General features: G+C 63.0%; 22 protein-coding genes. 5 read left to right on the forward strand and 17 right to left on the reverse strand.

Annotated elements, in window-relative coordinates; translation table 11 throughout:
* Nucleotides 1-20: 20 nt before the first annotated feature.
* The 5 genes from ACZ6WW_RS13400 to ompR all read right to left on the reverse strand — a co-directional run bounded on the left by ACZ6WW_RS13400 (nt 21) and on the right by ompR (nt 4027).
* Entirely contained in the window at nt 21-587 is a 567-nt protein-coding gene (locus ACZ6WW_RS13400; RefSeq protein ID WP_465274642.1) for an ECF-type sigma factor, read from the reverse strand.
* A 57-nt stretch (nt 588-644) separates the two neighbouring features.
* Nucleotides 645-1466 carry a sterol desaturase family protein gene (locus ACZ6WW_RS13405; protein WP_465274643.1) on the reverse strand — a complete coding sequence of 274 codons (822 nt, stop codon included), beginning with the start codon at nt 1464-1466 and terminating at the stop codon, nt 645-647.
* A gap of 11 nt (nt 1467-1477) precedes the next feature.
* Nucleotides 1478-1753: an EF-hand domain-containing protein gene (locus ACZ6WW_RS13410; protein ID WP_465274644.1), complete on the reverse strand. Its 276-nt coding sequence runs from the start codon at nt 1751-1753 to the stop codon at nt 1478-1480.
* A gap of 286 nt (nt 1754-2039) precedes the next feature.
* The gene (locus tag ACZ6WW_RS13415) at nt 2040-3305 is read right to left on the reverse strand and encodes an ATP-binding protein (protein WP_465274645.1); all 1266 of its coding nucleotides are present in this window, start codon (nt 3303-3305) and stop codon (nt 2040-2042) included.
* Nucleotides 3302-4027: an osmolarity response regulator transcription factor OmpR gene (gene ompR, locus ACZ6WW_RS13420; protein ID WP_465274646.1), complete on the reverse strand. Its 726-nt coding sequence runs from the start codon at nt 4025-4027 to the stop codon at nt 3302-3304. The genes ACZ6WW_RS13415 and ompR overlap by 4 nt, the downstream gene beginning before the upstream one ends.
* 174 nt (nt 4028-4201) lie before the next feature.
* Here ompR and ACZ6WW_RS13425 point away from each other — a divergent pair, with 174 nt between their 5' ends.
* Nucleotides 4202-4801, forward strand: coding sequence for a hypothetical protein (locus tag ACZ6WW_RS13425; RefSeq protein ID WP_465274647.1), 600 nt, complete (start codon nt 4202-4204; stop codon nt 4799-4801).
* 21 nt (nt 4802-4822) lie between these two features.
* Nucleotides 4823-5650, forward strand: coding sequence for an alpha/beta fold hydrolase (locus tag ACZ6WW_RS13430; protein ID WP_465274648.1), 828 nt, complete (start codon nt 4823-4825; stop codon nt 5648-5650).
* A gap of 10 nt (nt 5651-5660) precedes the next feature.
* Here the strand turns inward: ACZ6WW_RS13430 and ACZ6WW_RS13435 are convergent, their stop codons facing one another.
* From ACZ6WW_RS13435 to ACZ6WW_RS13490, 12 genes are all read right to left on the reverse strand, one after another.
* Nucleotides 5661-7295, reverse strand: coding sequence for a hypothetical protein (locus tag ACZ6WW_RS13435; RefSeq protein ID WP_465274649.1), 1635 nt, complete (start codon nt 7293-7295; stop codon nt 5661-5663).
* Between the two features lie 58 nt (nt 7296-7353).
* Nucleotides 7354-8268: a DUF2167 domain-containing protein gene (locus ACZ6WW_RS13440; RefSeq protein ID WP_465274650.1), complete on the reverse strand. Its 915-nt coding sequence runs from the start codon at nt 8266-8268 to the stop codon at nt 7354-7356.
* Nucleotides 8269-8370: 102 nt separating this feature from the next.
* Nucleotides 8371-9750: a M28 family metallopeptidase gene (locus tag ACZ6WW_RS13445; RefSeq protein ID WP_465274651.1), complete on the reverse strand. Its 1380-nt coding sequence runs from the start codon at nt 9748-9750 to the stop codon at nt 8371-8373.
* A 241-nt stretch (nt 9751-9991) separates the two neighbouring features.
* A complete protein-coding gene (locus ACZ6WW_RS13450; RefSeq protein WP_465274652.1) occupies nt 9992-11302 on the reverse strand; it encodes a carbohydrate porin in 1311 nt (436 codons plus the stop codon).
* 40 nt (nt 11303-11342) lie between these two features.
* The gene (locus tag ACZ6WW_RS13455) at nt 11343-12869 is read right to left on the reverse strand and encodes a CoA-acylating methylmalonate-semialdehyde dehydrogenase (protein ID WP_465274653.1); all 1527 of its coding nucleotides are present in this window, start codon (nt 12867-12869) and stop codon (nt 11343-11345) included.
* Nucleotides 12870-12890: 21 nt separating this feature from the next.
* Nucleotides 12891-13685: a 5-deoxy-glucuronate isomerase gene (gene iolB, locus ACZ6WW_RS13460; protein WP_465274654.1), complete on the reverse strand. Its 795-nt coding sequence runs from the start codon at nt 13683-13685 to the stop codon at nt 12891-12893.
* Nucleotides 13686-13725: 40 nt separating this feature from the next.
* Nucleotides 13726-14643 (reverse strand): myo-inosose-2 dehydratase, encoded by a 918-nt coding sequence (iolE, locus tag ACZ6WW_RS13465; RefSeq protein WP_465274655.1) that lies wholly within the window; start codon nt 14641-14643, stop codon nt 13726-13728.
* Nucleotides 14633-16528, reverse strand: coding sequence for a 3D-(3,5/4)-trihydroxycyclohexane-1,2-dione acylhydrolase (decyclizing) (gene iolD, locus ACZ6WW_RS13470; RefSeq protein WP_465274656.1), 1896 nt, complete (start codon nt 16526-16528; stop codon nt 14633-14635). The genes iolE and iolD overlap by 11 nt, the downstream gene beginning before the upstream one ends.
* Nucleotides 16525-18480, reverse strand: a complete 1956-nt coding sequence (locus ACZ6WW_RS13475; protein ID WP_465274657.1) for a bifunctional 5-dehydro-2-deoxygluconokinase/5-dehydro-2-deoxyphosphogluconate aldolase — start codon at nt 18478-18480, stop codon at nt 16525-16527. Before ACZ6WW_RS13475 ends, iolD begins: the two co-directional genes overlap by 4 nt.
* Nucleotides 18481-18651: 171 nt before the next feature.
* Complete coding sequence (locus ACZ6WW_RS13480; protein ID WP_465274658.1) at nt 18652-19455, reverse strand: ATP-binding cassette domain-containing protein; 804 nt, start codon at nt 19453-19455, stop codon at nt 18652-18654.
* 9 nt (nt 19456-19464) lie between these two features.
* Nucleotides 19465-20607: an ABC transporter permease gene (locus ACZ6WW_RS13485; protein ID WP_465274659.1), complete on the reverse strand. Its 1143-nt coding sequence runs from the start codon at nt 20605-20607 to the stop codon at nt 19465-19467.
* Nucleotides 20608-20676: 69 nt separating this feature from the next.
* Nucleotides 20677-21723: a sugar ABC transporter substrate-binding protein gene (locus ACZ6WW_RS13490; RefSeq protein WP_465274660.1), complete on the reverse strand. Its 1047-nt coding sequence runs from the start codon at nt 21721-21723 to the stop codon at nt 20677-20679.
* A gap of 262 nt (nt 21724-21985) precedes the next feature.
* Here ACZ6WW_RS13490 and ACZ6WW_RS13495 point away from each other — a divergent pair, with 262 nt between their 5' ends.
* The 3 genes from ACZ6WW_RS13495 (at nt 21986) to ACZ6WW_RS13505 (ending at nt 25118) form a co-directional block, all read left to right on the forward strand.
* A complete protein-coding gene (locus ACZ6WW_RS13495) occupies nt 21986-22852 on the forward strand; it encodes a MurR/RpiR family transcriptional regulator (RefSeq protein WP_281851548.1) in 867 nt (288 codons plus the stop codon).
* Nucleotides 22845-23846, forward strand: a complete 1002-nt coding sequence (iolG, locus tag ACZ6WW_RS13500; protein ID WP_465274661.1) for an inositol 2-dehydrogenase — start codon at nt 22845-22847, stop codon at nt 23844-23846. The genes ACZ6WW_RS13495 and iolG overlap by 8 nt, the downstream gene beginning before the upstream one ends.
* 249 nt (nt 23847-24095) lie before the next feature.
* Nucleotides 24096-25118: a Gfo/Idh/MocA family oxidoreductase gene (locus tag ACZ6WW_RS13505; RefSeq protein WP_465274662.1), complete on the forward strand. Its 1023-nt coding sequence runs from the start codon at nt 24096-24098 to the stop codon at nt 25116-25118.
* Nucleotides 25119-25121: the final 3 nt, after the last annotated feature.

Consider the following 25121-nt stretch of genomic DNA (forward strand, 5'->3'; position numbering starts at 1 on the left):
GCTCCGAAACCGTTCCGGCGTCATCGCGACAGCCACTCCCGGAGCCACGCCTTGGCGAACCGCAACTCGCGCTCGACGGTGGACAGGGATATCGCAAGCGTATCGGCGATCTCTTGCTGGTTCAGACCAACTAGCAAGGCCAGTTCCGCGATCCTGCATTTGCGTGGGTCTTGTTGCTCAAGCTCGACGAATGCCATCTCCACGTCCAGCCATGGTGTGCTGGAGGTCGAAACATGGTCAGCGAGCGAAAGCGTTACAGCGATAGCGCCCGATCCTCGCTTTTCGGCGTACTGGCGCCGACTGAGATCGATCAGGGTGCAGCGAATAGCCGTGGCGGCGATCTTGAAGAAGTGCTCGCGGCTGGTCGCATCGGGCACATGTTCAAGCAGGCGCAGGAGACTTTCGTTGACGAGCTCGGTGGAATCGAGAGCCAGTGCGCTGGGTTTCGACAGCCGCCGCAGGGCGATGCCCTTGAGCTCGTGGTAGATCAGATTGAAAAGCTGCTCCTGCGCTCGCGCATCTCCCTGGCGCCAATGCTGCAGCAGACAAGTGAAGTCACCTGCATCGACAGAACGCTCCGGTTCCATACCTTCTCCATGAATTGCGTGAAGCTCTCCCTGGCCCATCCCTGGCCCGATTATGCATCACATGGGCGGTCCGAACACGGCAAGCCAGCGACCGCGCCAGCCACGCGTACGGCGCAGCACGCGCCACATGCCGATCCAACCGTGGAGCGCAATGCGAAACGGATTGTTGCTGCTGATCGGATGGACCAGGCCGTAGCGGCAGGGATCGTCGGCGTGTTCGGCAGCGAACGTGCCGAACAGTCGGTCGTAGATGATCAGGATGCCGCCGTAGTTCCTGTCCAGATACGCCGCGTTGCTGGCGTGGTGCACGCGATGGTGCGCCGGGGTGTTGAACACCCACTCGATCGGCCCTAAACGCGGCAGCAATTCCGTGTGCAGCCAGAACTGGTAGAGCAGGTTGATCGCGGTCGCGGCCAGAATGGCTGGGACGGGGAAGCCCAACAGCGCCAGCGGCGTAAAGAAAATCACATTGCCGCTTATCCGCGCTGTCCATCCCAGGCGATACGCGGCCGCCAGGTTGTAGCTGTTGCTGGAGTGATGCACGCAGTGTGTCGCCCAGAACCAGTGAATGCGGTGATCGGCACGGTGCATCCAGTAGTAGAAGAAATCCTGCAATACAAACAGTAGCGGCCATGCCCACCAGGCGTGCATCGGGATGGTGGTGATCCGGTAGCGATACGCGATGCTGAAAAAGATGCCGGCCACGCCGAGTCCCAGCAGACGCGTGAAAACCAGTCGCCCGATCGCATCGCCCAGCGACGCGAAATAGGCGCGCCAGTCATAACCGCCTGGGCGATGGCGGTGCAGGTACCAGCCTTCGATCGCCGCCAGCAGGATGAAGGCGGGCAGGAGTGGCATTAGATGACGAGGCAGCTCCATGGCGATACCGCTTACTTGTTGCCGCGCTTGGCGGCGAGATAACGGCCGATCTCCTGCAGCGTCACCTTGCCGTCGTGATCGGTGTCGATATCGTCGAAGTGCTGGGCAACGCGCGGCATGGCCTTGGCTTCCTCACGATCCAGCGCGCCGTCGCCGTTGGTGTCGGCCTTGTCGAAGTGCTGCTTGATTTCGTTGACCATGCGGCTTTTGTTGTCTTGCGATACTTGCGCGGTGGCGGTGAGTGGGGCCAGGGCAAGCAGGCTGAGGAATAAAACGGTGCGGCGCATGACGGCGTCTCCAGAGTGGGTGTGGCACACGATAGATGGCCGCGTTGCGTAAGGTTTGTCGGGTTCGTTGGCGGTTGTAAGTAAATGTTTCGGCTGTGGACTGAAGGGAACCTCAAAAAAACCTCGGTTCCTCCAATCGTCATCCCGGCGCAGGCCGGGACCCAGTGACTTCGGTTTCCGGCTTTCGCGATAGAGCATCTGCTCGTTGGCTCTCGCGATAGCCGACTGCAAAGTCACTGGATCCCGGCCTGCGCCGGGATGACGAGTAGGAGGGGGTTTGGGATTTTTAGCGAGGCAGTTGCAGGGTGGCTTCGAAGCCGCGCTGGGGCAGGTTGCGTACGCTTAGGCTCCCGCCATGTTGCGTAGCAATGCGCTTGACGCTGGCCAGTCCCAGGCCGCTCCCCATGGCGTCACTACGTGCCTGGTTGCCGCGCACGAACGGTTCGCCCAATCGATCAACTATGTCCGGGGGAGCGCCCAGCCCGCCATCGGCGATGCTCACGCGAATCTCCGCCGGCCCAACCGCAAGCACGGCACGAAACGGCGCGTCGCCATGGCGCAGCGCATTGCGGATCAGGTTGTCCAGCGCACGCCGTAGCGCGAGCGGATGCCCCTGCACGACGGCGTGATCCGGCGACTCGATTTCCCAGGGTGGGCCGCCATTGCCGCGATTGAGCGACAACAACTCGCGCAATAACAACGCTACGTCCACCGGCGATGCGGGTTCGTCGCTGCCATCGCGGATAAAGCCGATGAATTGCGCGCTCATCGCGTCGATCGCATCGATGTCCGCTTCCATCCCTTCGCGCAGCGACGTATCGACAGCATCGCCCGACAAGGCCAGGCCGAGTCGAAGGCGTGCCAGCGGCGTGCGCAGGTCGTGCGAGAGTGCGGCAAGCATGACATCGCGTTCGCGCGCATTGCTGCGTACTTCTGCGGCGGCGCGCGACAGCGCGGCATTCAACTCGACCAGTTCGCGCACCGAGCGCTTGGGCAGCGGCGGTAGTGGCGTGCCCGCGACGACCGCGGGTGCCGCCTGAGCCAGCCTGCGCAATGGCTCGGTAAGGCTGCGTGCATAGGCCGCGGCCATCAGCAGCACGATCAAGGCAGCGAATGCGGTGGTGACCACAGCCGTGCGCACCAGCGGCACACGCAGTCCCATCAGCGGTATGCCGATCCAATCATTGGAAGGCGAGAGTGCTTTCAACCAGAGCGTCGGTTGCCGCAGCCCGGCGATATAAGCCTGGCGCTGCGGCCAATGCAGCCGCGTTTCGACAAGCAGGTTGCGATTGGCGCGCAGGGCGGGCGGATGCCCTTGCGGCGGAGTGGTGGAAAGCTCGATACCGAGGCCGGCCAGTTCGCTATCGTGCCCCTGCGCGATCAACACATCGGCCGCAGAAACCTGCAAGGCCACCGTGCGTGTGGTGTACGCGTTGCTCAGGCGGCTACCGGTGACATTGAGCGTGATCAGGCCGATCGCCACGACCAGGCCTACCGTGCCTGCCAGCAGCCACGCCAGGCGGGTAAATAGTCCGCTTGGCTTGGCCGTCATGGCGCGCTCCCTTCGGGGACGAACACGTAGCCATGTCCCCACACGGTTTGCAGCCAGCGCGGTTGCTTGGGGTCGTCCTCGATCAGGCGACGCAGACGGCTGAGCATCACGTCCATGCTGCGGTCGAAGGCATCGTGTTCGCGGCCGCGCGCGATGCTCATCAACTGATCGCGCGTCAGCGGTTGCCCGGCACGCTGCACCAGCGCGGCAAGCACGGCGAATTCGCCGGTGGTCAGGCGCAGCGACTCGCCATCGCGCAGCAGTCTGCGCGTATCCAGTTCCAGTACGAAGCGACCGAAGCGCACGCTGCCCGCATCGGCGAGCGGCGCTCCCGGTGCCGGCCGGCCACGCCGTAGTACGGCATTGATGCGCGCTACCAGTTCGCGCGGGTTGCCGGGCTTGGGCAGGTAGTCGTCCGCACCGATTTCCAGGCCGACTATACGATCGACATCGTCGCCGCGTGCGGTAAGCATGATGATCGGTGTGTCGACGCCCTGGCCGCGCAGGCGCCGGCAGATGGACAGACCGTCCTCGCCCGGCAGCATCAGATCGAGCACGATCAGGTCGACATGGCGGCGGCTCAGCTCACGGTCCAGTTCGCGCCCGTCGCCGACCGAGCCGGCCTGGAAACCCTGTTGTTCCAGATAACGCTGCAGCAGCTCGCGCAGCCGTCGGTCGTCGTCGACGATAAGGATCTGAACAGGTGAAGGCGTGGCGGTCATGGGTCGATTCTGCCGTGCTGTCAGGCGCCCTGCGAGCGCATTTGTAAGCAGATGTTTCCAGAACGGCCGACGGCAATATCCGTTTGCATTCGCTTGCCCTTGGGATACGCCTGGAAGCGGGGACGAGGCGACGATCAACCTCGGGGCATCCGCCCGACATCGAGGAGGTTGTTCATGAACAAGATGATGATAGGTATCACCCTGGGTCTGATGCTGGGTTGCGCCGCGCAGGCCGACGCCGCCGGACGCGTGGTCGCCGGCGGTATCCGCGCTCGCGCCGGTGGCGGCGTCGTGGCTGGACACGTGGCGGGTTTTCGTGGCCCCAACGGCGCGGCTGGTATTCACGGCCGGCGTACCGTCACGGACGGGCAGGGCGATGCCCGCACGGCCAGTGCCGGAGCCTGGCGTGGCACCAATGGCGGCACCGCGGCGCGGGCGGGCGAAACGACCCGCAACGCAGACGGTTCGGCGCAGCACCAGTCGGGTTTCCGCGCCACCGGTGCGAACGGCGGCACTATCAGCAGCAACGGTTCGGCTACACGCAACGCGGATGGCAGCGGCAGCTTCTCGCGTTCGACTCAGGCGGCCGGCGCTAATGGCGGCAGCTATAACGGCTCCACCACCGGCGCGACCGGGCAGGGTGTCACCCACACCACGCAGGCGACCGGAGCCAACGGCAATAGCTACACCGGCCAGACCACGGTCACCAAGGATGGTGTGACGCATACCGGTAGCTGCACCAATGCCGCCGGTGCGACCATTCCTTGCCACTGATTGCCAGACGGAGATCGGCCGATGCTTCGCTTCTACGGTTTAACGTTGTCGCTGCTGCTGGGTCTGGCCGCCACCGTCCGTGCCGACGACGCGGTGGTGCTGCGTGATGTGGCCTATGGCGATGCGCCGGCTCAGCGTCTGGACGTCTATAAGCCGGCGCATGCTCATGCGGCGCCGGTGATCGTGATGGTGCACGGCGGCGGCTGGATGATCGGCAACAAGAGCAATCCCGGCGTCGCCGGGCGCAAGCAGGCGCACTGGGCCGGGCAGGGCTATGTCTTCGTCTCGATCGACTACCGCATGGTGCCGACGGCCGATCCCTTCGTGCAGGCCCAGGACGTGGCCGGTGCGCTGGCCTATGTGCAGCAGCATGCGGTCGAGTGGGGTGGCGACGGTGCACGCGTGACCCTGGTAGGTCATTCGGCTGGCGCGCATCTGGTCGCCTTGCTGGCCGCCGATCCATCGCTTGCCTATGCGCAAGGTGCCAAGGCGTGGCTGGGTACGGTCGCGTTGGACAGTGCGGCCTACAGCGTGCCGCGCATCATGACGCTGCCGCACGCGGACTTTTACGACCGCGTATTTGGTAAAGACGAGGCGTTCTGGCGCAAGGTATCGCCGCTCGATCGCGTGCAGGGAAAGTCCCAGCCGATGCTCCTGGTGTGCTCATCGCAGCGGCTGTTGTCCTGCGCCCAGGCGCAAACCTTCGCCAAGGCGGTGAACGACAAGGGCGGTCGCGCGCAGGTGCTGCCTGAGGCGCTGACACATGCGCAGATCAATGCGGAGCTCGGCGGCGACTCCGACTACACGCGCGCTGTCGACACGTTCCTGCACTCGCTAGGCCTGCCTTGATCGGCGCAGCCTAACGAATGAAATAACTGCGTAGCGCCCACGCCGCCTGCGGTGTGGGCGTGTCGATCAAGCGGCCGAGCAGGGCAATCTGCCGTTGGCACAGTTGTCCTGTCACCGAGCTTCCCGTGACATGTTGACCGGCCAGAATCGCTTGCCGTTGCGCCATCATCAGCTGCGTACCTTCCGCACGTTCGTGGTCGCTGATCTTCGTCCCTAGCGGCGCGGAAAACAGGGCGTCGTACGCGGTGCCGGTGCCGATGTAGAAATCGGTGTTGACGTGTTTGAGTTCGACGCCGGTGCCATCCAGGTAATGGTCGCAAGTCAGCAGCGATTCCTTGTCGCGTATCATTTCCAGCTGGTCGCGATAGCGCACGGCAAACGAGCGCACGGCCGCATCCGGTGCACGCGCCATCGCTACGGCGCGTCCACCACGCAAGGTTTGCCAGAGATTGGTACGGTAGCTTTCGATGCGTTGTGCCCGCGTCGCTTGACGCAGGATCGCCATATTGCGTTCGGCCCAGGCGTTGTAGATATCGGGTTGCTGGCTGCGCAGGTGTTCGAACGCGACACCGATATTGCGCATCGTCGGTTCCTTTCGATACGCGTACAGAAACTGCTCGCCATGCCAGTCGTGTTCGCCGATGACACGGTCGTCGATCGCCACGCCGGTAATGATGTGATTGGCAAACAGCGTATTGCCGTCCGGGACCCAGACATCGCCGCCTTGTTTGGCAAATGCCATGTCGATAAAGCTTTGCGACGCGCCGAGCTTGCTCATGAAGCCCTTGAAGCTATCCTGCTGGGTGTTCACCATGGTCTTCGAATAATTGCTGTCGATGATCGAACGCATCTGGTGAAAACCCATTTCTGCGTTCGGTCCGACCAGCCGCTGACTGGCGCCGACGAACGCCAGGGTGCAGGCGCTGGCGCACAGGTGATCGACCTCGACCACGATATCGCCGTGCGCGGCAAGATAGTCATGCAACTGCATGCCGTTGTCGACGTCGCCGCCACGGCTGTCCAGCAGCAAGTGACGCTGTTCGGGATACTTGGCAAAGGCTGCCTGTACCGCGTCGGCGAACCCGATCCCCATCGTGCCCTTGGCCAGGATTCCCTTGCCATTGGGCGCAAGGCCGACGGTAAAGTCGCTCATGCTGCGCTGCTCGACGGCGGCGCGAGCAATCATCTGAAAGCTCTTGACCGTAGTGATGCCGCTACCGATCGTGCCCAGCACGACGAAAATCATCACGATGTTGACCACGACCGCCCAGCCGCTGCCACTCAGAGCCGCCGAGCGGAACGTGCCGACCACCTGCCACACGGTCACAACGAGGCGCAAAGGCGTATAGATCGCCAGCAGAACCAGCAGCGAGGTCAGCGACAGGTGCTGGGCGCGCAACAGCGGGATCATCATGGTTTCCACGATCAGCAGGAGAAAGCCGATCAGGAAGACGTTGATCCAATACGATTGCGCGAGCGGCAACTCGCCGCGCCAGTGTGCGCCGATGTAGCTGGATTTCTTGCGTGCCGCGGCGGTGCGCGGATGCGCGTAGTCCTTTGGTACCGGCGGCGGCAGTACCGGCGGTTCGTCGAATACCGCAGACGTGAAATCGATGGTCGGTTCGGGGCGGTCCTGCGGAATCACGTGTGCGTTCCTCCAGGCGGGAACACCGCCGCGTGATACGCGGCGGTGTCGTCACGACTTAGTTGGCTTTCTTGCCCTTGAACAACTTGGCGAAGACACCGCCGATGGCGGCGATGCCGATCACGATGAACTTCTTCAATGCCAGCAGGAGCACGCCGAGCTTGGCGAACAGGCCGGCCTTCGCCGCGATGCCGCCAGCGACCAGCGCGCCGATGCCATAGGCAGCGAGCTTGTCGGTGCTGGAGTTGTAGTCGGTGTAACGATTGCCCGCATCGAACTCGGCCATCGACACCACGTCGGGCATATCCGCACGCACCTGCGCCAGCTCGGCCATCGGTGCCACCGCGTTGAGCGAGAGATAGCCGTGGCGACCCAGTACGCGGATGGCGTAGTTAAGCGTGCTGCTTTCGTCCTTGCCGTCGGAGCCCTTAAATTTCAGATTGCGTGCCCAGTACAGCTTATGCGACGAGCTGTCGTAACGCGGCGGCTCGGCCCAGCCCACCAGTTCGATTGCCGGATAGCCCTGCTTGAGGCGCTCGGGATTTTCATCCTTGGTGGCCTGCTGCATGTCCTTGAGCATGTCGCTGTAATCGATCTTGGCGGCGTCTTCGTCCGACACGTAGCCGTCGGCGGAATAGGTCACCACCACCGCCCACGCTTTCTCGTCGAGCAATACCTTCGGGTCGGTGCTGGGCAGGATCATGCCCAGCACTTCGGTATCGGGCGGGTTGTCCCATAGCTGGGTCAGCACGCGCTGTGCGTCGTCGGCACCGAGGTAGCTATAGTTGCTGCCGAGTTTCAGGGTGGCCTGTGCCTCGGGCACGTTGACGTCGCCGGTCTTCGGGTGCAGCGTTTTCAGAAAGGCCTCGACCTTGGCATCGCCCTGGTCGTCAGCGGTGTCGGCATGGGTGGCGGGCGAGAAGGCGAACGCAGCCAGCAGGCCTAGCGCGGCCAGAAAGGACTTGCTTGTCATGATTTTCCCTGATTAACGTGAGAGGGCCGTTCCCCCACGGCGCGGCCCTGCGCGTCTTTTTATCAGGCCGGCCGTGTCCGCGCCAGTTCCCGCCCTAGGGGTTTATTTTGCCGGAGCGGCCGGTGGCGAGCGCTCGAAGCTGCCGGCATCGCCCGGAAACACCACCGGGCTCTGGTAGCCGTCGGCGGAGACCGCCGAGACCCCAAAGAACCAGTCGTCAATCACCACATCCTTGAGGACGGCCTTGTCGGTCGCGCCCACCAGGCGGCTGTGCTGCCACTGGGGCGCCGTGGTATCGCGCCAATGCACGATGTAGCCGGAGGCGTCGGGCTGCTTCTTCCATTGCACGGTGGTATCGCTGCTCACCGCGCCATCGATGGCGACGCCGGTCGGCGGCGCCGGGGCGCGGCTCAGCGAGGCCATGGTGATGGTGTTCAGGGCCGTCACGCGGGCCAGGTAGCGAAAATCCACGCCGTCGATGGTGTCGCCGTAATGCACGCCGTTTTCGGTACGCAGGTCCTGGTGCTGGCGGGTGTAATCCTCGTGAGCCTCGGTGACACGCACGGCCGGATAGCCGGCTTCGAGAAAGGACACCTGATCGCCGCCGCGGCCGAAGCGGTCGGTGCGATAGACCATCATCACATGCAGGTCGGGCATGTAGTCGTTGGCGAGCTGTTCCATATAGCGCGCGATATTGCGCGACGGCGAATCCACCTCGCCGCCGTGATAGCGGCGGAAATTGGCCTGCTTGTCGGTTTCGTTGCTCTTGGTGCCTTCGGAGAACACGCGCACCGTGGTGTTATCGCTCACGCCGTTCTGGCCGCGGCTATTGCCGACGATATCGTTGTTGAGATCGGCCTCGACCTGCCAGCCTTGCGCTGTCGCGTAGTCGGCCAGGACCTTGCCGCCGTACAGGCCTTGTTCTTCGCCCGATAGCGCGGCGAATACCAACGTGGCCTGGTTATCGCCCTTCGATAGCAGGCGTGCCGCTTCGATCAGCGCCGCTACGCCGGAGGCATCGTCGTTGGCACCGGGTGCATCGCTGGTGGCGTTCATCACGTCGGTGACGCGCGAGTCCAGGTGGCCGGTCATCACGATGACGCGTTTCGGGTCGCCCTTGCCGCGCTTGATCGCGACCACGTCCATGACTTCGGTAGGTTGCGGCACACGTTTGCCGCTGAAGCTTTGCGACGGCGTGACCACTTCGATGCAGCCGCCGCATTCGCGCGAAATCGCTTCGAAACGCGTCTTGACCCAGCGGCGTGCGGCGCCGATGCCGCGTGTGTCGGAGGTGGTATCGGACATCGTGTGGCGGGTGCCGAAGCCGACCAGCTTTTCGATCGTAGCGCGCAGCTCCGCTTCGCTCGGTGCCGTGGCCAGTGCGTGCAGTGCGGCCTGTTCGCGTGGTGCGGGCAACGCGGGATCGGCGGCAAATGCCGGCATCGCGCAAAGGGCGAGCAGGAGAGGAGCGGTACGGCGCATGGAGAATCCCCGATGGGTGAAAACCTGTCGGAGTTTATAGGTGAAGTGCGTGGATCGGTTCGAATGTTGTGAGGATCTGGAGCCCCCCTCACCCCAGCCCTCTCCCCCGGCGAAGCCAGGGGAGAGGGAGCAGGCAGCGCAAGTGCGAAACATCGAGGTTCCCTCAGTGGACTCCCTCTCCCCTGGCTTCGCCGGGGGAGAGGGTTGGGGTGAGGGGGCGCCCGCAAGCACGGAGCAACAATCAGAACGCGATACTGGTCTTGAGACCAAGGATGAAGGCATTACTGTTCTGGCGCGTGCCGCCCGGGTGCAGGATGTACTGCAGGTTCGGGCGCAGGTTGATCGATGCGATCGGCGACCAGTTGTAGAACAGCTCCGAGACGTACTCGTAACCGTCCAGCACCTTGACCGGGGAAGTCGGATTAAGCGCGTTGTACTGACGCTGGTAGTCGCCCAGGCGACCGTTGGCGTGCGTGGCGCCGACGGCAAAGCCGACCATGTCGCGCGGACGGTTGAAGATGCCCTTGTATTCGGCGCCCATCGCGATCTGGCGATCGGTGGCCGAGGTGAACTTGTCGGCCTGGGAGAAGTTGAAGAACACCGTCGTGCCCGCACCGCCGGCATCGCCGCTGACCTGCTGCATCATTTCCAGGAAACCGCCGTAGCGGCCACTGCGTTGCAGCGCCGTGCCACCAGCGAGAGCCAACGGTTCGCGATCGGTATTGAGATAGAGATCCTTGCCGCCGGAATTGTTGTACCAGCCACCGATCTTGTAGGTGCCGGGCAGGCCGTTGGCATTGGGCGTCCAGCCGAATTCGGCCGGCATCAGCGCACCGGTGGTGCCGCCGGGGAAGTTGAGCTTCCAGCCATTGCGGCGCGCCCAGGCGTCATCCACGTAATTGGGGTTGACCTGATACGCGCCGACCTTCACGTAGGTCGTATCGGTGGTCTTGAACTTCAGCCAGGTGGCCCACTGGCTGGTCGGCCAGTTGACCCAGTAGTCGCCGACAATATTGCCCGGAGGCGCACCGCAGAAGGTCAGGTTCTCGAAGTCGCAGCTGAAGCTGGCCATGTCTTCGCCAACCGGCAAACGGCCGATGCGCCATTCGAGCCTGTCGTCGAAGAATTTCTGGTCCAGCGCGAACACCGTGATATGCCAGGTCTGACCGCGGCCATAGACTTCCTGGATCAGCTGGTTGTTGCCGATATTGGCGTCGGCACCGAGATTGCGACCGTTACGGTCGGTCACGTAGATGTCGAACTTGCCGCCGGACCAACCCCAAAGCTTGTCCAGGTCGAGACTGGCGCCGAACTTCCATTGGTCGGTATAGCGGGTGAGGCTGCGCGTGCCGCCGGTGAAGTTATGCGCCGCTTCGAACCCGTAGCCGAAGTCGAACTTGATGCCCTCCTGTTCCAGGCGGGTACGCGTGCCGTTCCAGTCGCCAAACAGATACGGACTGTCATCCGCACGGCTGTCGGGTGCCGCGGCAAGTCCCAGCAGTGCGAGCAGGGTGCACGCGGCAAGCGGCTTTTTATTATGTTTGAGATCCATCACATGACTCCATGGGGGCGTGGGGTGTCGTGGGGACGGCTCAGTGGGTGGGCATGGCGAATTGCGCGCCGCCTCCTCCTGCGCCACCGGACAGCCAGCGTTGGGTGACCGCTTTCTGCCGGGTATAGAAACGGACCGATTCCGGGCCGTGTGCGTGGTGGTCGCCCATCAGGCTCTTTTTCCAACCACCGAAACTGTGGAATGCCATCGGTACGGGAATCGGCACATTGATGCCGATCATGCCGACCTGGACGCGATGCGCGAACTCGCGCGCGACATGTCCGTCGCGCGTGAAGATGGCGGTGCCGTTGCCGAACTCGTGCTCATCGATGAGCTTCAGCGCCGTGGCGAAGTCCGGCACGCGGACGACACAGAGCACGGGGCCGAAAATTTCTTCCTTGTAGATACGCATGGCCGGTGTAACCCGGTCGAATAGTGTACCGCCCAGGAAGAAACCTTGCTCGAATCCGGCGACGCGATGTTCACGTCCATCAACCACCAGTTCAGCGCCGCTGATAACGCCGTCGTCGATATAGCCGACAATCTTTTCGCGATGTTGCGAGGTGATCACCGGGCCCATTTCCGACGCATCGTTCATGCCTTCGCCTACACGAAGCGCACGCACTTTCGGAACGAGTTGGGTAACCAGGGTGTCTGCCGTCTCTTCGCCAACCGCCACGACCACCGAAATCGCCATGCAGCGCTCGCCGGCGGCACCGAAGCCCGCGCCCATCAAGGCGTCGACGGTCTTGTCCATGTCGGCATCGGGCATCACGATCATGTGATTCTTCGCGCCGCCCAATGCCTGCACGCGTTTGCCGCTGGCGGTGCCGCGTGCGTAGATATATTCGGCGATCGGGGTCGAGCCGACGAAGCTCACCGCCTTGACCTTCGGATGATCGAGCAAGGCATCGACCGCGGTCTTGTCGCCCTGGACCACGTTGAACACACCGTCGGGCAACCCGGCCTCGGTCAGCAGCTCGGCCAGCATCAACGAGGTGGTGGGATCGCGTTCGGACGGCTTCAGTACGAAGGTGTTGCCGCAGGCGATCGCCATCGGGAACATCCACATCGGAACCATCGCCGGGAAATTAAACGGCGTGATGCCCGCGCATACACCCAGCGCCTGGCGCATCGTCCACGCGTCAATACCGTTGGCAATCTGCTCGGTGTAGTCGCCTTTGAGCAGTTCGGGGATGCCGCAAGCGTACTCGACCACTTCCAGGCCACGTACTAATTCGCCCTGAGCGTCGGAGAAGACCTTGCCATGCTCGCGCGTGATCGTCGCGGCGAGCTTGTCCATATCACGCTCGATGAGCTGTTTAAAACGGAACATGACGCGAGCGCGCTTCAAAGGCGGCGTTTGCGACCACGCCGGGAAGGCGGCTTCGGCGGCCTTTACGGCCTGATCGACGTCTTGTGCCGAAGCGAGAGCAACCGCGCCGATCACGGCGCCGGTTGCCGGGTTGTACGAGGGCGCGCTGTTGCCGGCGCCCGCTTGCATGCGTCCATCGATGTAGTGGCCGATCGCGGAGGGTTGGGTATGCGTATTAGGTTGTGCAGACATGTGAATTTCCTGTCGACGTGATCAGCGCGGCATCAGCCAGTCGTGCGCGGGATCGTTCTTGAAATGCCATTCGCGGCGCGGGCCGGCCATCACGTTGAGGTAGTAGCCACGATAACCATGCGGCATCACCACCGGGTGATAACCACGTGGCACCATCACCACATCGTGATCGCCCACGGCCATGGATTCATCCAGGTCGCGCGCATCGGTATACACGCGCTGGAACGCAAAGCCTTGCGGCGGATCGATACGGTGGTAGTAGGTCTCTTCCAGCGAGCTTTCCACCGGTACGTTGTCGCTGTCGTGCTTGTGCGGCGGATAGCTGGACGAATGCGCGGCCGGCGTGACGACCTCGACGACGAGCAGCGATTCGGCCGGTTCGGTCTGTGGAAGGATGTCGCAGACGTAACGCGTGTTCGTGCCTTGTCCGCGCACCGAGCGTTTCATCTGCGCCGCGGCGATCAGTCGCGCGGCATGCTTGCCGCTGGCGGGTGCGGTGGCGAGCGCGAGTTCGACGTCGTCATGCGCATCGATGCGATAGCGCGAACCCGGCGGTGCGTAGACCGCATCGGGCGAGCGTTCGTCGAACACGCTGGCGCGACCACCGAGATTCGTCCACGCATCCGCGCCGACGGTGACATCGGCCTTGCCAGTCAGTACGACCAGGCAGCCTTCGCGATCGGTGGGTAGCTCGATCTCCAACGCTTCGCCTGCCTTGAGACGATAGCCTTCGAAGCCGACGTATTTCCAGCCCGCCGATGCTGGCGTCACCTTGACGATGTCGCGTCCTTCGCGTGCCTTGACCAACAAGCTCATGTGAGCGTCTCCCAAGAAAGTATTCGAAGCGATGCGCGCATCACGCCACCTCTTTGAGCGGCTTGCCATCGACCAGTGCACGCAAAGTGCGGTACCCCAGATCGGCATAGGCGTAGCTCGGCGCGACGGCGGGATCCTGTTCCGCTTCGACCACCAGCCATCCTTGGTAGCCGTGTTTGCGCAACACGCCGACAATCGCTTCGAAATCGATCGCACCATCGCCGGGCACGGTGAACACGCCATTCAATACCGAGTCGAGAAAGCTCCACTGGCGATTGCGTGCATGGCGAATGATCGCTGGGCGGACGTCCTTGCAATGCACGTGACAGACGCGGTCGATGTGTCTGGTGAGAATCGCCAGCGGATCGCCGCCGCCAAAATAGGCATGACCGCTATCGAACAACAGGCCGACCTCGTCGCCGGTGTATGCCATCGCGCGATCGATATCGTCTGGCGCTTCGACGTATGCGCCCATGTGATGGTGATAACCCAGGCGCACACCGGACTTCAGCAGGTGTTTGCCGAAGGCGGTGAGGCGTTCGCCGTAGCGCTTGAACTCGTCGTCGTTCATCCAGCGCGGCCGCTTGTACAACGGGACGCCGCGCTCGCCCTGGATCGAATCGGCGACTTCGCCGTACACCATCACCTTGCAACCATTCTCGGCGAGCAGGCGCAGATGACCTTCGACTGCGACGATCTCTTCTTCTACCGAGCGTGTTGCAAGGCGGCCGGAATACCAGCCAGAGACGACATCGAGGCCATAGCCGGCCATCAGTTCGCGCAATGCGGCCGGATCGCGCGGGAACTTGTTACCCAGCTCGAAACCTTGATAGCCAATCTGGCGGCCTTCGGTGAGCGCCGTCGACAGTGGCGTCTCGCCGCCGAGCGAGGGCAGATCGTCGTTGCTCCAACTGATCGGATTGATGCCGATCCTGACCTGGAATTCTTTAGTTGCCATCCGTCTTACCTGTGGCGGCCCCAGGCCGCTGTTGTTGTTTGGCGATGTCGTACTCGCGACGTGCCTTGAGCACGGCATCGCGCTCGGACACTTCCGGCACGGCCACCTCCCACCAGCAACCTCCTTCTTCAGTGGTGCGGCGATGGTCGGTATCGATCGAAATCAGATAGGTATGCTTTGAAGCGCGCGCGCGCACGAGCGCCTGTTCGAGTTCGGTGATGCTGTTTACATGCTCGGCCGATGCACCCATCGCGCGTGCATGGGCGGCGAAGTCGATCTTCGGCATGCCCTCGTCGCCTTGCAGGCAGTCGTCGAACATGTTGTTGAACGGCGCGCCGCCGCACGCCTGCTGCAGGCGATTGATACATCCGTAGCCGCCGTTGTCGAGTACGATGACGATGAGCTTGTGGCCAAGCATCACCGACGTGGCGATTTCGGCGTTGAGCATCAGATAGCTGCCGTCGCCGAGCATCACGATCACTTCGCGATCCGGCTTGGCCATCTTCACGCCCAGGCCGCCGGCGATCTCGTAGCCCATGCAGGAGTAGCCGTACTCCATGTGGTAGCCACCGGGTGTCGAGGTGCGCCACAGCTTTTCCAGTTCGGCCGGCAGCGTGCCGGCGGCGCAGACCACGATATCGTCGCGCGCCGATGTGGCAGCCGAGCGTTGTACCGCGCCTATGATCTCGCCGTCATAGGGCAACGTGCCGGTGGGTAGTTCGCGTCGTCCGGTAATGCGAGTGACGATGTCCGACCATTGCCGCGCCTGCTCGGCAGCGTGTTGTTGCCAGCTACGGTCGCTTTGCCATTGGCCCAGCGCATCCGATAGCGATTGCAACCCCAGCTTGGCATCGCCCTGTATTTCTACGCCGCCGCCTTTGAGGGTGTCGTAGCCGTTGACGTTCAAGGTGATGATGCGAGCGTTCGCATACAACGCGTTGGAGCCGGTGGTGAAGTCCTGCAAACGCGTGCCGACAGCCACAACCACATCGGCGTCGGCCAGCAAGGCATTGGCGGCGGTCGAACCACAGACGCCAGCGGGGCCCAACTGCAGAGGATGATCCCAGGCCAACGCGCCCTTGCCGGCCTGTGTTTCCGCGACCGGAACGCCGTGCTTTTCCGCAAACGCACGCAGGGTTTCACTTGCATTCGCATACAGGGCGCCGCCGCCGGCAATGAGCGCCGGACGCTTGGCGGCGCGAAGCGCCATGGTCGCTTCGGCGATGTCCTCGGTCGACGGCGGCTGCTCGCGAATGTGGTGAATGCGTTCGGCGAAGAAGTTCTCCGGCCAGTCGAATGCCTCGGCCTGCACATCCTGCGGCAAGGCCAGCGTGACCGGGCCGCACAGTGCCGGATCGGTGAGCACGCGCATCGCGCGCGGCAGTGCGGTGAGGAGTTGTTCCGGCTTGACGATACGATCGAAATAACGCGACACCGGGCGCAGGCAGTCGTTGACGCTGGCCGTGCCATCACCGAAATCTTCCAGCTGCTGCAACACGGGATCGGGCGCGCGCGAGACAAAGATATCGCCCGGCAGCAACAGCACTGGCAGACGGTTGACATGCGCGAGCGCTGCCGACGTCACCAGATTGGTGGCGCCGGGGCCGATCGAGGTGGTGACCGCCATCATGCGTCGACGCATTTGAGCCTTGGCGTATGCGATGGCGGCATTGGCCATCGCCTGCTCGTTGTGCGCGCGATAGGTCGGCAGGGCATCGCGCTGCTGATAGAGCGCTTCACCGAGGCCGGCGACATTGCCGTGGCCAAAGATCGCGAACACACCACCGAACAGCGGCACGGCATGGCCTTCTTCGTCGCCAATGCGCTGCGCAGCGAGATAACGCACCAGGGCTTGCGCCATCGTCAAGCGAGCCGTTGCGCTCATGCAGCGGCTCCCAGGGTCTTGGCATCCGTCGCGCGCTGCTTGCGCGCCTTGTTCCAAAGCGCGGCCAGTTGGCTGAACTGCGCGGAGGCGCGCTCGATCAGTTCGGCGTCGTCGATCTCGTTGAGTAGCCAGGCGCGCGCGGGGTCGACAAAGATGCTTCGACCCACCGCGAAGCCACGACAGCTCGCGCTATGCGCGGCAGCGGCAAACCCTTCGGCGAGTTCTTCGAACGGCGCATTGAGACCAAGCAGCAACACGCCGCGGCAATGGACGTCGCGTTCGGCGATCAAGGCGTCGATCGCTTTCCAGTCGTTGGCCGTCACCGGCGCGAGCTTCCACCATTCGGGTCGGATACCGAGGTTGTAGATGCGCTTCATCGCGCGCAGCACGCGCTCGCCCGGTGTGCCGACCGCGTTCGGATTGGCTGGCGGTATCACTTCGAGCAGCAGCTCGTGACCGCTCTGTTTGACCGCGTCGTACAGTGAAAGTAGCTGCGTTTCCTGTTCCAAACGGCTCTCCGGTGCACCGTCCGGGTCGAACGGCACCAGGCATTTCACGACATGCTCGGCAGGCCAGTTGACCAATTGCGTACCGACCGAGCGGCCATATTCGAATTCCAGCGGATTGGAGCCGGGCATCTCGACCGGCCGGCCGATCCACCAGCCACGACCGGTGGCGGCATTGAGCGCGTCCTGGCCGTAGCGTTGGTCAGTCAGCACACCAACACGGTGCTTGAGATCCAGGGCCGCTTCGGTTTTTGCCACGGCTTCGATCAGTAGCTGCTTGAGGCGCGGCAAGCGATCTTCGATAGCGTGGCATTCGCGGGCCAGTTCGAAAAACTGGCTGCGATGGTCGAAGGCGAAGATGTGCAGGTCGTCCCAGTGCGGGCGTGCCACGGAGACACGATGCAGGTGCGCCAGCTCGTCGTCGCGGTCCGGACGCTGCAGGCGCTCGGCGTTGGCAAGGAAATACTCCAGCTCTTCGCGGCTGGGCATCGCCGGCGCACAGCCATGGCGCGAGACGACGATGGCGCCGCAGGCGTTGGCGTAGGTGCAGCAGCGTTCGATGCTTTCGTCGCGCAGCCAGCCGAGTAGAAAGCCGGAGATAAACGCGTCGCCTGCACCGAGTACGTTGAGTACTTCCACGCGGGTGCCGTTGAAGGTGGGTGCGTCGTCGATCCGTTGCGGGATATCGCCTTCGATCACGCTGCACCCCTGTGCGCCGCGTTTCACGACCAGGGTAGCCTGGGTTCGTTTGCGCACGTTGCGCAGTGCCGTCATCAGGTCCTCGCTGCCACCAGCGATATGAAACTCTTCTTCGGTGCCGACGATCAGGTCGAACTGCGGCAGGATGTTCTGCAAGTGCGCGGTCACGCCGTCGTTGGCAATAAAGCGTGTTTCGCCGTCGCCGCGCCCGGTCAGGCCCCACAGCACCGGGCGATAGTCGATATCCAGCACGGTGCGCACGCCATGCTTGCGTGCATAGTCGAGAGCGCGGCTGCTTGCCGCGTGCACGCCGGGCGTCGAGAAGTGCGTGCCGGTGATCGCGAGCGCGTGCGAGGAGGCGATGAAGCCCTCATCGATATCCGCCGCCTCGATCGCCATATCCGCGCAGTTCTCGCGATAGAAGACTAGCGGGAAGGTCTGGCGATCCTTGATGCCGAGTAGCACCAGGCCGGTCAGGCGTTGCGGATCGGTGCGTACGTGGCTGACATCACAGCCGACGCTGCGCAGTGTATCGAGCAGGAAACGGCCCATATGGTCGTCGCCCACGCGCGTGAGCATCGCCGAGCGCAAGCCGAGGCGCGCCGTGCCGAACGCGCAATTGCCCGATGAGCCGCCCAGGTACTTAGCGAAGCTGGAGGCATCTTCAAGGCGGGCGCCGGGCTGTTGCGCATACAAATCCACGGCCAGGCGGCCGAGGCAGATCAGATCGTATTGACGTTCATTCATTGCGGAGGGCTTCTTCAATAGGGATGCCGGCGTTGTGCCGGCAGGGCGGCTGGGCAGACGAGTAGCGGTTCGCGGCCGGGTCGTGCGACATGCCATCGACAGGGAATGGCTTTATTGCCGCCGGCCCAGGAGGGGTGCCGCGCCCTCGCTACTCGTCTCCCGCCGCAACCGTCAGGCCGCGTCGCGGCCTTCCAATGCGTTGAACAGGCTCTGTATCTCGGTACCGCCGGCCATCATGTCGAGCACCTCCTCCTTGCTGATGTTTTCCTTGGCGAACGTGCCCATCGACTGGCCGCGGTTGAGCAGGGTGAAGCTGTCGCCGATCGGATAGGCGTGGTGCACGTTGTGCGTGATGAAGATCACCGAGATGCCACGCTCGCGCGCCTTGTGGATCAGCTTGAGCACATTGCAGCTCTGCTTGACGCCGAGCGCCGCGGTGGGCTCATCGAGAATCAACACCTTGGCGCCGAAGTGGATCGCTCGCGCGATCGCCAGGCATTGGCGTTCGCCGCCGGACATGGTGCCGACCGGCTGGTGCGGCGAGCGCACGTGGATACCCATTTCGCTGAGCTTTTCTTCAGCGACGCTGGCGGCATGGTTGATATCCATTACCGGTATCACGCCGAACAGCTTCTTCATCGGCTCGCGACCGGCAAAGAAGTTGCGTGCCACGCTCATCAGCGGCACCAGGGCGAGATCCTGATAGACCGTGGCAATGCCCTTGTCGAGCGCCTCGCGCGGCGAGGTGAAATGGACCTCTTCACCTTCGACCAGATAACGGCCCTTGTTCGGCTTGTGCACGCCGGCCAGCGTCTTGATCAGGGTGGACTTGCCCGCGCCGTTGTCGCCGAGCAGGCAATGCACCTCGCCGCGACGCAGGCGCAGGGTGACGTCCTGCAGCGAGATCACCGTGCCGAAGTACTTGCTGATGTTTTCCAGCTGCAGGATGTAATCGTCTTTCGTTTCAGTCGTCATGGCCAGTCCCTATTTGCCGGTCGTTGCACGCGAGCGGATGTAGTGATTGAACAGCACGGCCAGCAACAACATGCCGCCGAGAAACACGCGATACCAATCCGAATCGAAGTTGGTGTACGAAATGCCGATCTGCACCACGCCGAAGATCAGCGCGCCGAAGCAGGCACCCAGTACCGAACCGTAGCCGCCGGTCAGCAGGGCGCCGCCGATGACCGCCGCGATGATGGCTTCGAATTCCTTCTGCAAGCCGCGATCGGCCGCTGCCGAACCCACGTCGGCCACCTGCAGCACGCCGAACAGGCAGGCACAGAACGCCGTGAACACGAACAGGCTGATCTTGACGCGACGCACCGGTACGCCCACGTTCTGTGCCGCGTTGGAGTCGCCACCGACCATGAAGATCCAGTTGCCGAAACGCGTGCGCGACAGGATGAAGCCAGCCACTACCGCCACGCCCAGCCACCACAGCAGCACCTTGGGCAGGCCGCCGACGACCGGCTCGCCATTGGGCAGTTTCTCGATCAGGCCGATGTTGCCCAGCCAGCCGAACAGGCCGTGTAGCGTGGTGCCCTGGAACAGGATATGCACGACCGGATCGGCACTGAGCTTGTCGCCTACGCCGCTGACGATGGTGCTGTTGGAGAAATGCGTGGACAGCACCAGGGTGAGACCGCGCAGGATGAACATGAAAGCCAGCGTGACGATGAAGCTCGGCAGTTTCGTGCGCACGACCAGGTAGCCGTTGAGCCAGCCCAGCGCCATGCAACCGGCGAAGGCGAAAAGCATCGACGCCCACATCGGCCAGCCGAGGAACATCGCCGGAACCGCCATCATCATGCCGGCGAAGCCGATCATCGAGCCGATCGACAGGTCGAATTCGCCTGAGATCATCAGCACGCATGCGCCGACGGCAATGATGCCCAGGTAGGCGGCGACGGTGGACCAGTTCATCACGCCGTCGAGATTGAACATGCCCGAGTCGCCGGCAAACACGCCGAACAGGATGAAGATCAATACGGTGCCGGCGATCGAGCCGAACTCGGGGCGATTGAGCAGGGCGCGCCAGGGCGAGATGCGACGGATGCGTTCGTCGGCCTTGGCTGCCGGGTTCTTGCCGATGCTTTGGGTCATGGAGGGAGTTATCGCACTCATGAGTTACCTGCTTTCCAAACTTGCGACTGCGCGGCCGGGCGATGCGTGCTGCATCGCCCGGCCACGGGTTTAGCGGTACTGACCGGCGTATTTCTCGACGGTCGCGACGTTGTCCTTGGTCACGAAGGCAGGACCCGACCGTACGCCGTCAGCGGTGTAGATGGGCTCAAGGCCGTAGGTCTTCAGGCGCTGCTGGAACTTCGGATTGGCCTTCAGCTTGGCGATGATCGCGGCCGGATCCTTGGTCTTGTCTTCATAGGCGATGACCGCGGCGGCGACCGACATATAGCCCTGCAGATACGGCTGCTGATCGATGGCGAAATTCAACTCGCCTTTCTTGACCGCGTCGATGATCGCCGGCGACAAGTCGAACGTGCCGAAGTAGAGCTTGCCGGCCTTGCCCATGCGTTCGAGCACCTGGATGGTCGGCTCGGCGGAGTTCGGGCCCAGTGCCAGCACGGCGCCGGTATCGGGATGGCTGCGCAGATAGGCGCCGACCTTGCTCGCCACCACTGTCGGGTCGACGCCGGTATCGATCATCGAACCGCGGTAATCCACGCCGATCGCATCGCCGAAGCCCTTGCAGCGCTGCAGCGAGGCGACGTTGGTGGCGTAGTGGTTGACGCAGACGAAGGACTTCACGCCCGCGGCCTTGGCGCGTTCGCCTGCGGCCTTGCCGGCATCGTATTCAGGCTGGCCGATATGCAGGATCGCGCCGAGTTTCTTGCTTTCATCGTCGGTGCCCGAGTTGAGCGTCACTACCGGGATGCCCTTGGCAGTGATGCGCATGGCCGGCTTGGACAGCACGTCGTAGTCGGCAATATCGAAGGCGACGCCGTTGTAGTTGCGCGCGGCCGCCTGCTCGAGCAGGCGCGCCATGTCCGCAAGGTCGCCGTTGGGCGGATTGCGGTAGTCGACCTGGACGCCGAAATCCTCGCCGGCCTGCTTGATCGAGTTCTTGATGGTGTTCCACCAGGAATCCGAATCGGGCGCATGGCTGATCAGGACGTACCGCTCGTTCGCGTGTGGGCCGTCGGCGGCGATGCTGGCCGCCGGCAACGCCATGGCTCCTGCCATAAGGGTTGCGAGCCACAACGAAATCTTCCGAACGCGCATATCAAGCCTCCGCTGAATGTGCCGGCCTGCTGGTGGGCCGGCTTGGGTTACGGGAGACGCCACGAAGGGACGTGGGCGTCGATGAGGGCTGGACGAGCATAGGTACGCCGCAACGGATTTTGCAATTTGCATTGCACAATAAAAAAAACTGGAAGAAAAATTCCATGTGGTGCATAACATCCCTCGCCGCGGGTCGAATAGCCCGCCTTTGGAATGGCGACGCTTGGATGGCATGGCTTCCCTAAAGACCCATGGAGCACCTATGAGCAAACGGAGCGCGGTCGACGATTTGCTGCAACGCATTGCCAGCGAGTTCGACGCCTTGCCCCGCCAATTACAAGGCGTGGCGACCTATCTCGAACAGCAGCGCGCCAACATAATGGTGCAACGCATCAATGAGATCGCCGACGGTAGCGGGGTCCATCCGTCGGCGGTGGTGCGGTTTGCCCAGCGTTTTGGCTACTCCGGCTTTACGGAGATGCAGGCGGTGTTCCGCAGCGACTACACCGAGGCCACCACCCCGGCGCGCAGCTACCAGCAGCGCATTCGCAAGGTCATTGCGGACGAAAGCGCGCCCATCAGTACCGCCCAGATGGCGTTGCGCTTTATCGATGCCAGCCGCGTGGGCCTGGACGAGCTGGCCGGGGAATTCGATGCGGCCCAGTTCGAGGCGGCCGTCGATCTGTTGATGAAGGCGGACAACATCTACGTGGTCGCCGTACGTCGCACTTTCAGCATCGCCAGCTATATCGCCTATGCGTTGCAGCACACGCAAAAGCGCGTGCATCTGGTCAGCGGCCTGGGTGGCATGTTCCGCGAGCAAATCCGCAGCATTGGTCCGAACGACGCGATGATCGCGATCAGCTTTCCGCCCTACGGCAAGGAAACGCTTTATTGCGCGCGTGTCGCGCATCAGCACAAGGCGAAAGTGCTCGCCATCACCGATAGCGCGCTCGGCCCGCTGGCGCGCGATTCCACCGTGGCCCTGAAAGTTAACGAAGGCAGCGCGTTCGCCTTTCGCGCGCTCACCAGCACCATCTGTCTATGCCAGGCGTTGTTTGTCGCGCTGGCCTACAAGCTCGAATTGAAAGTCGAAGAAACCGCACATCCTGGAGAATACGATGACTAAGCAGATCGAAGTGGCCATGTTCGGTGCCGGCCGCATCGGTAACATCCATGCAGGCAACGTGGCGCGGCACCCGGGCGCAAAGTTGCGCTACGTGGTCGACGTGCACGCGCCTTCGGCCGAAGCCCTGGCGGCAAAGCATGGCGCACGCGTTGCTTCCGTCGAAGAAGCGCTGGCCGATAAAGAAGTCGGTGCGGTGGTGATCGGTTCGAGTACCGACACGCATGCCGATCTGATCAAGCGCGCGGCGGCGGCGGGCAAGGCGATCTTCTGCGAGAAGCCGGTCGACCTCGACGTCGAGCGCGCACGCGCCTGCGCCAAGGCCGTCAAGGATGCCGGCGTGACCTGCATGATCGGTTTCCAGCGTCGTTTCGATCCGACCTTCGCAGCACTGAAGTCGCGCCTTGAAGCAGGAGAGATCGGCGAGGCGGAAGTGTTGATCGTTACCAGCCGTGATCCGGCACCGCCACCGGCGTCGTACATCGCGCATTCGGGCGGTGTGTTCAAGGACATGCTGATTCACGACTTCGATATCTTCCGCTGGATTCTCGGCGGCGAGGCGGTCAGCGTGCATGCCACAGGTGGCTGTCCCGGGTTGCCGGAAGTTGCTGCGGCAGGCGATATCTCCCATGCCGCCGTCACCTTGCGCACGCGCAGCGGCGCGTTGTGTCAGATCAATACCTCGCGCCGCGCCGCCTACGGTTACGACCAGCGCTTCGAAGTGCTAGGCAGCAAGGGGCTGCTGCAAGCAGGCAACGTGCGGCCGACGCAGGTGGTCGCGTGGAACGAGCACAACATCAGCAGCGACAAGCCGGAGGCGTTCTTTCTCGAGCGTTACCGCGACGCCTATGCACTGGAGATCGCGCACTTCTTCGACGCACTGGTTAACGGCACGCCGGTGCGTACCACGATCGAAGACGGCATCAAGGCATTGGAGCTGGCCGAGCTGGCGACGCAGTCGTGGCGCGAGGGCAAAGCGTTGGAGTGTTCGATCTAAGCCTGAGTCCAGCCTTCCTGTGAGAGCGACTTCAAGGAACCTCGAATAACCACCTTCTCGTCATTCCGGCGTAGGCCGGAACCCAGTGGCTTTGCAATCGGTTGTCGCAAGAGCCTGCAAAGTCAGCTCTATCGCAAAAAATGAAAACCGATGCCACCGCCGGGAAGACGATAGGAAAAACCGAGGCCATTCGAGGTTCCCTGAGGTCGGTCCCACAAAAATCCTCATCTATGGGTATGTGAGATCGCCATGAGCAACCCCACCCTCCGCATCGGCCTCGCCGGCCTGGGCCGACTTGGCCGCCGCTATGCCGAAAACCTTGCGCGCACGGTCCCGCGTGCCAGCCTCGACGCCGTATGCAGTCCGGTCGACGAAGAAGTCGCCTGGGCGCGCGACACCCTCGGTGTATCGCGCCACTACAGTGACTACCGCGCCATGCTCGCCGATCCTGCGCTCGATGCGGTGTTCCTGGTCACGCCGACCTCATTGCACGCCGAGCAGATCGAGCAAGCACTAGATGCCGGCAAGCACGTCTTCTGCGAGAAGCCGCTATCGCTCGATCTGGCCACCTGCCTGCATACCGTCGAACACGCCAAGCGCTATCCGCAGCTGCGCGCGATGGTGGGCTTCGTGCGTCATTTCGACGCCAGTTATCGCGATGCCAAGGCGCGTATCGAAGCCGGCGGCATCGGTAAACCCTTCATGGTGTACTCGCAAACCGCCGACAAGCTCGACCCGACGGGTGCCTTCGTCAAGTTCGCGCCGACCAGCGGCGGCCTGTTTCTCGACTGCTCAGTACACGACATCGATCTCGCCCGTTGGTTACTTGGCCGTCCCGCCGTCAAGCGCGTCTACGCCATCGGCACCGCGGCGATGTATCCGGAACTCGAGCCCATCGGCGACATCGACAACGGCGCTGCCGTCTGCGAGTTCGTCGACGGCAGCATGGCCATGTTCTACGCCTCGCGCACGCAGGCACACGGTCACGACACGCATACCGACATCATCGGTACAGCAGGCAAACTGAGCGTGGGGCGCAACCCGCGAGCGGACCGCGTAGAGATCGCCGACGCCTATGGCGTGCGCAGCCTGTCCGTACCGAGTTTCTTCGAGCGCTTCGAGGAGGCTTTCCAGGCGCAGTGCGTTCACTTTGTCGACGCCGTGCTCGACAACAAGCCATTCGATCTCACGCTCGAAGATGCCGCTGAAGCTACGCGTATCGCAGTGGCATTGCGTGAGTCGCGTCAATCAGGAAAGCCGATCGACCTCTAAGCA

This window comes from Dyella sp. NPDC103356 (assembly GCF_055584465.1).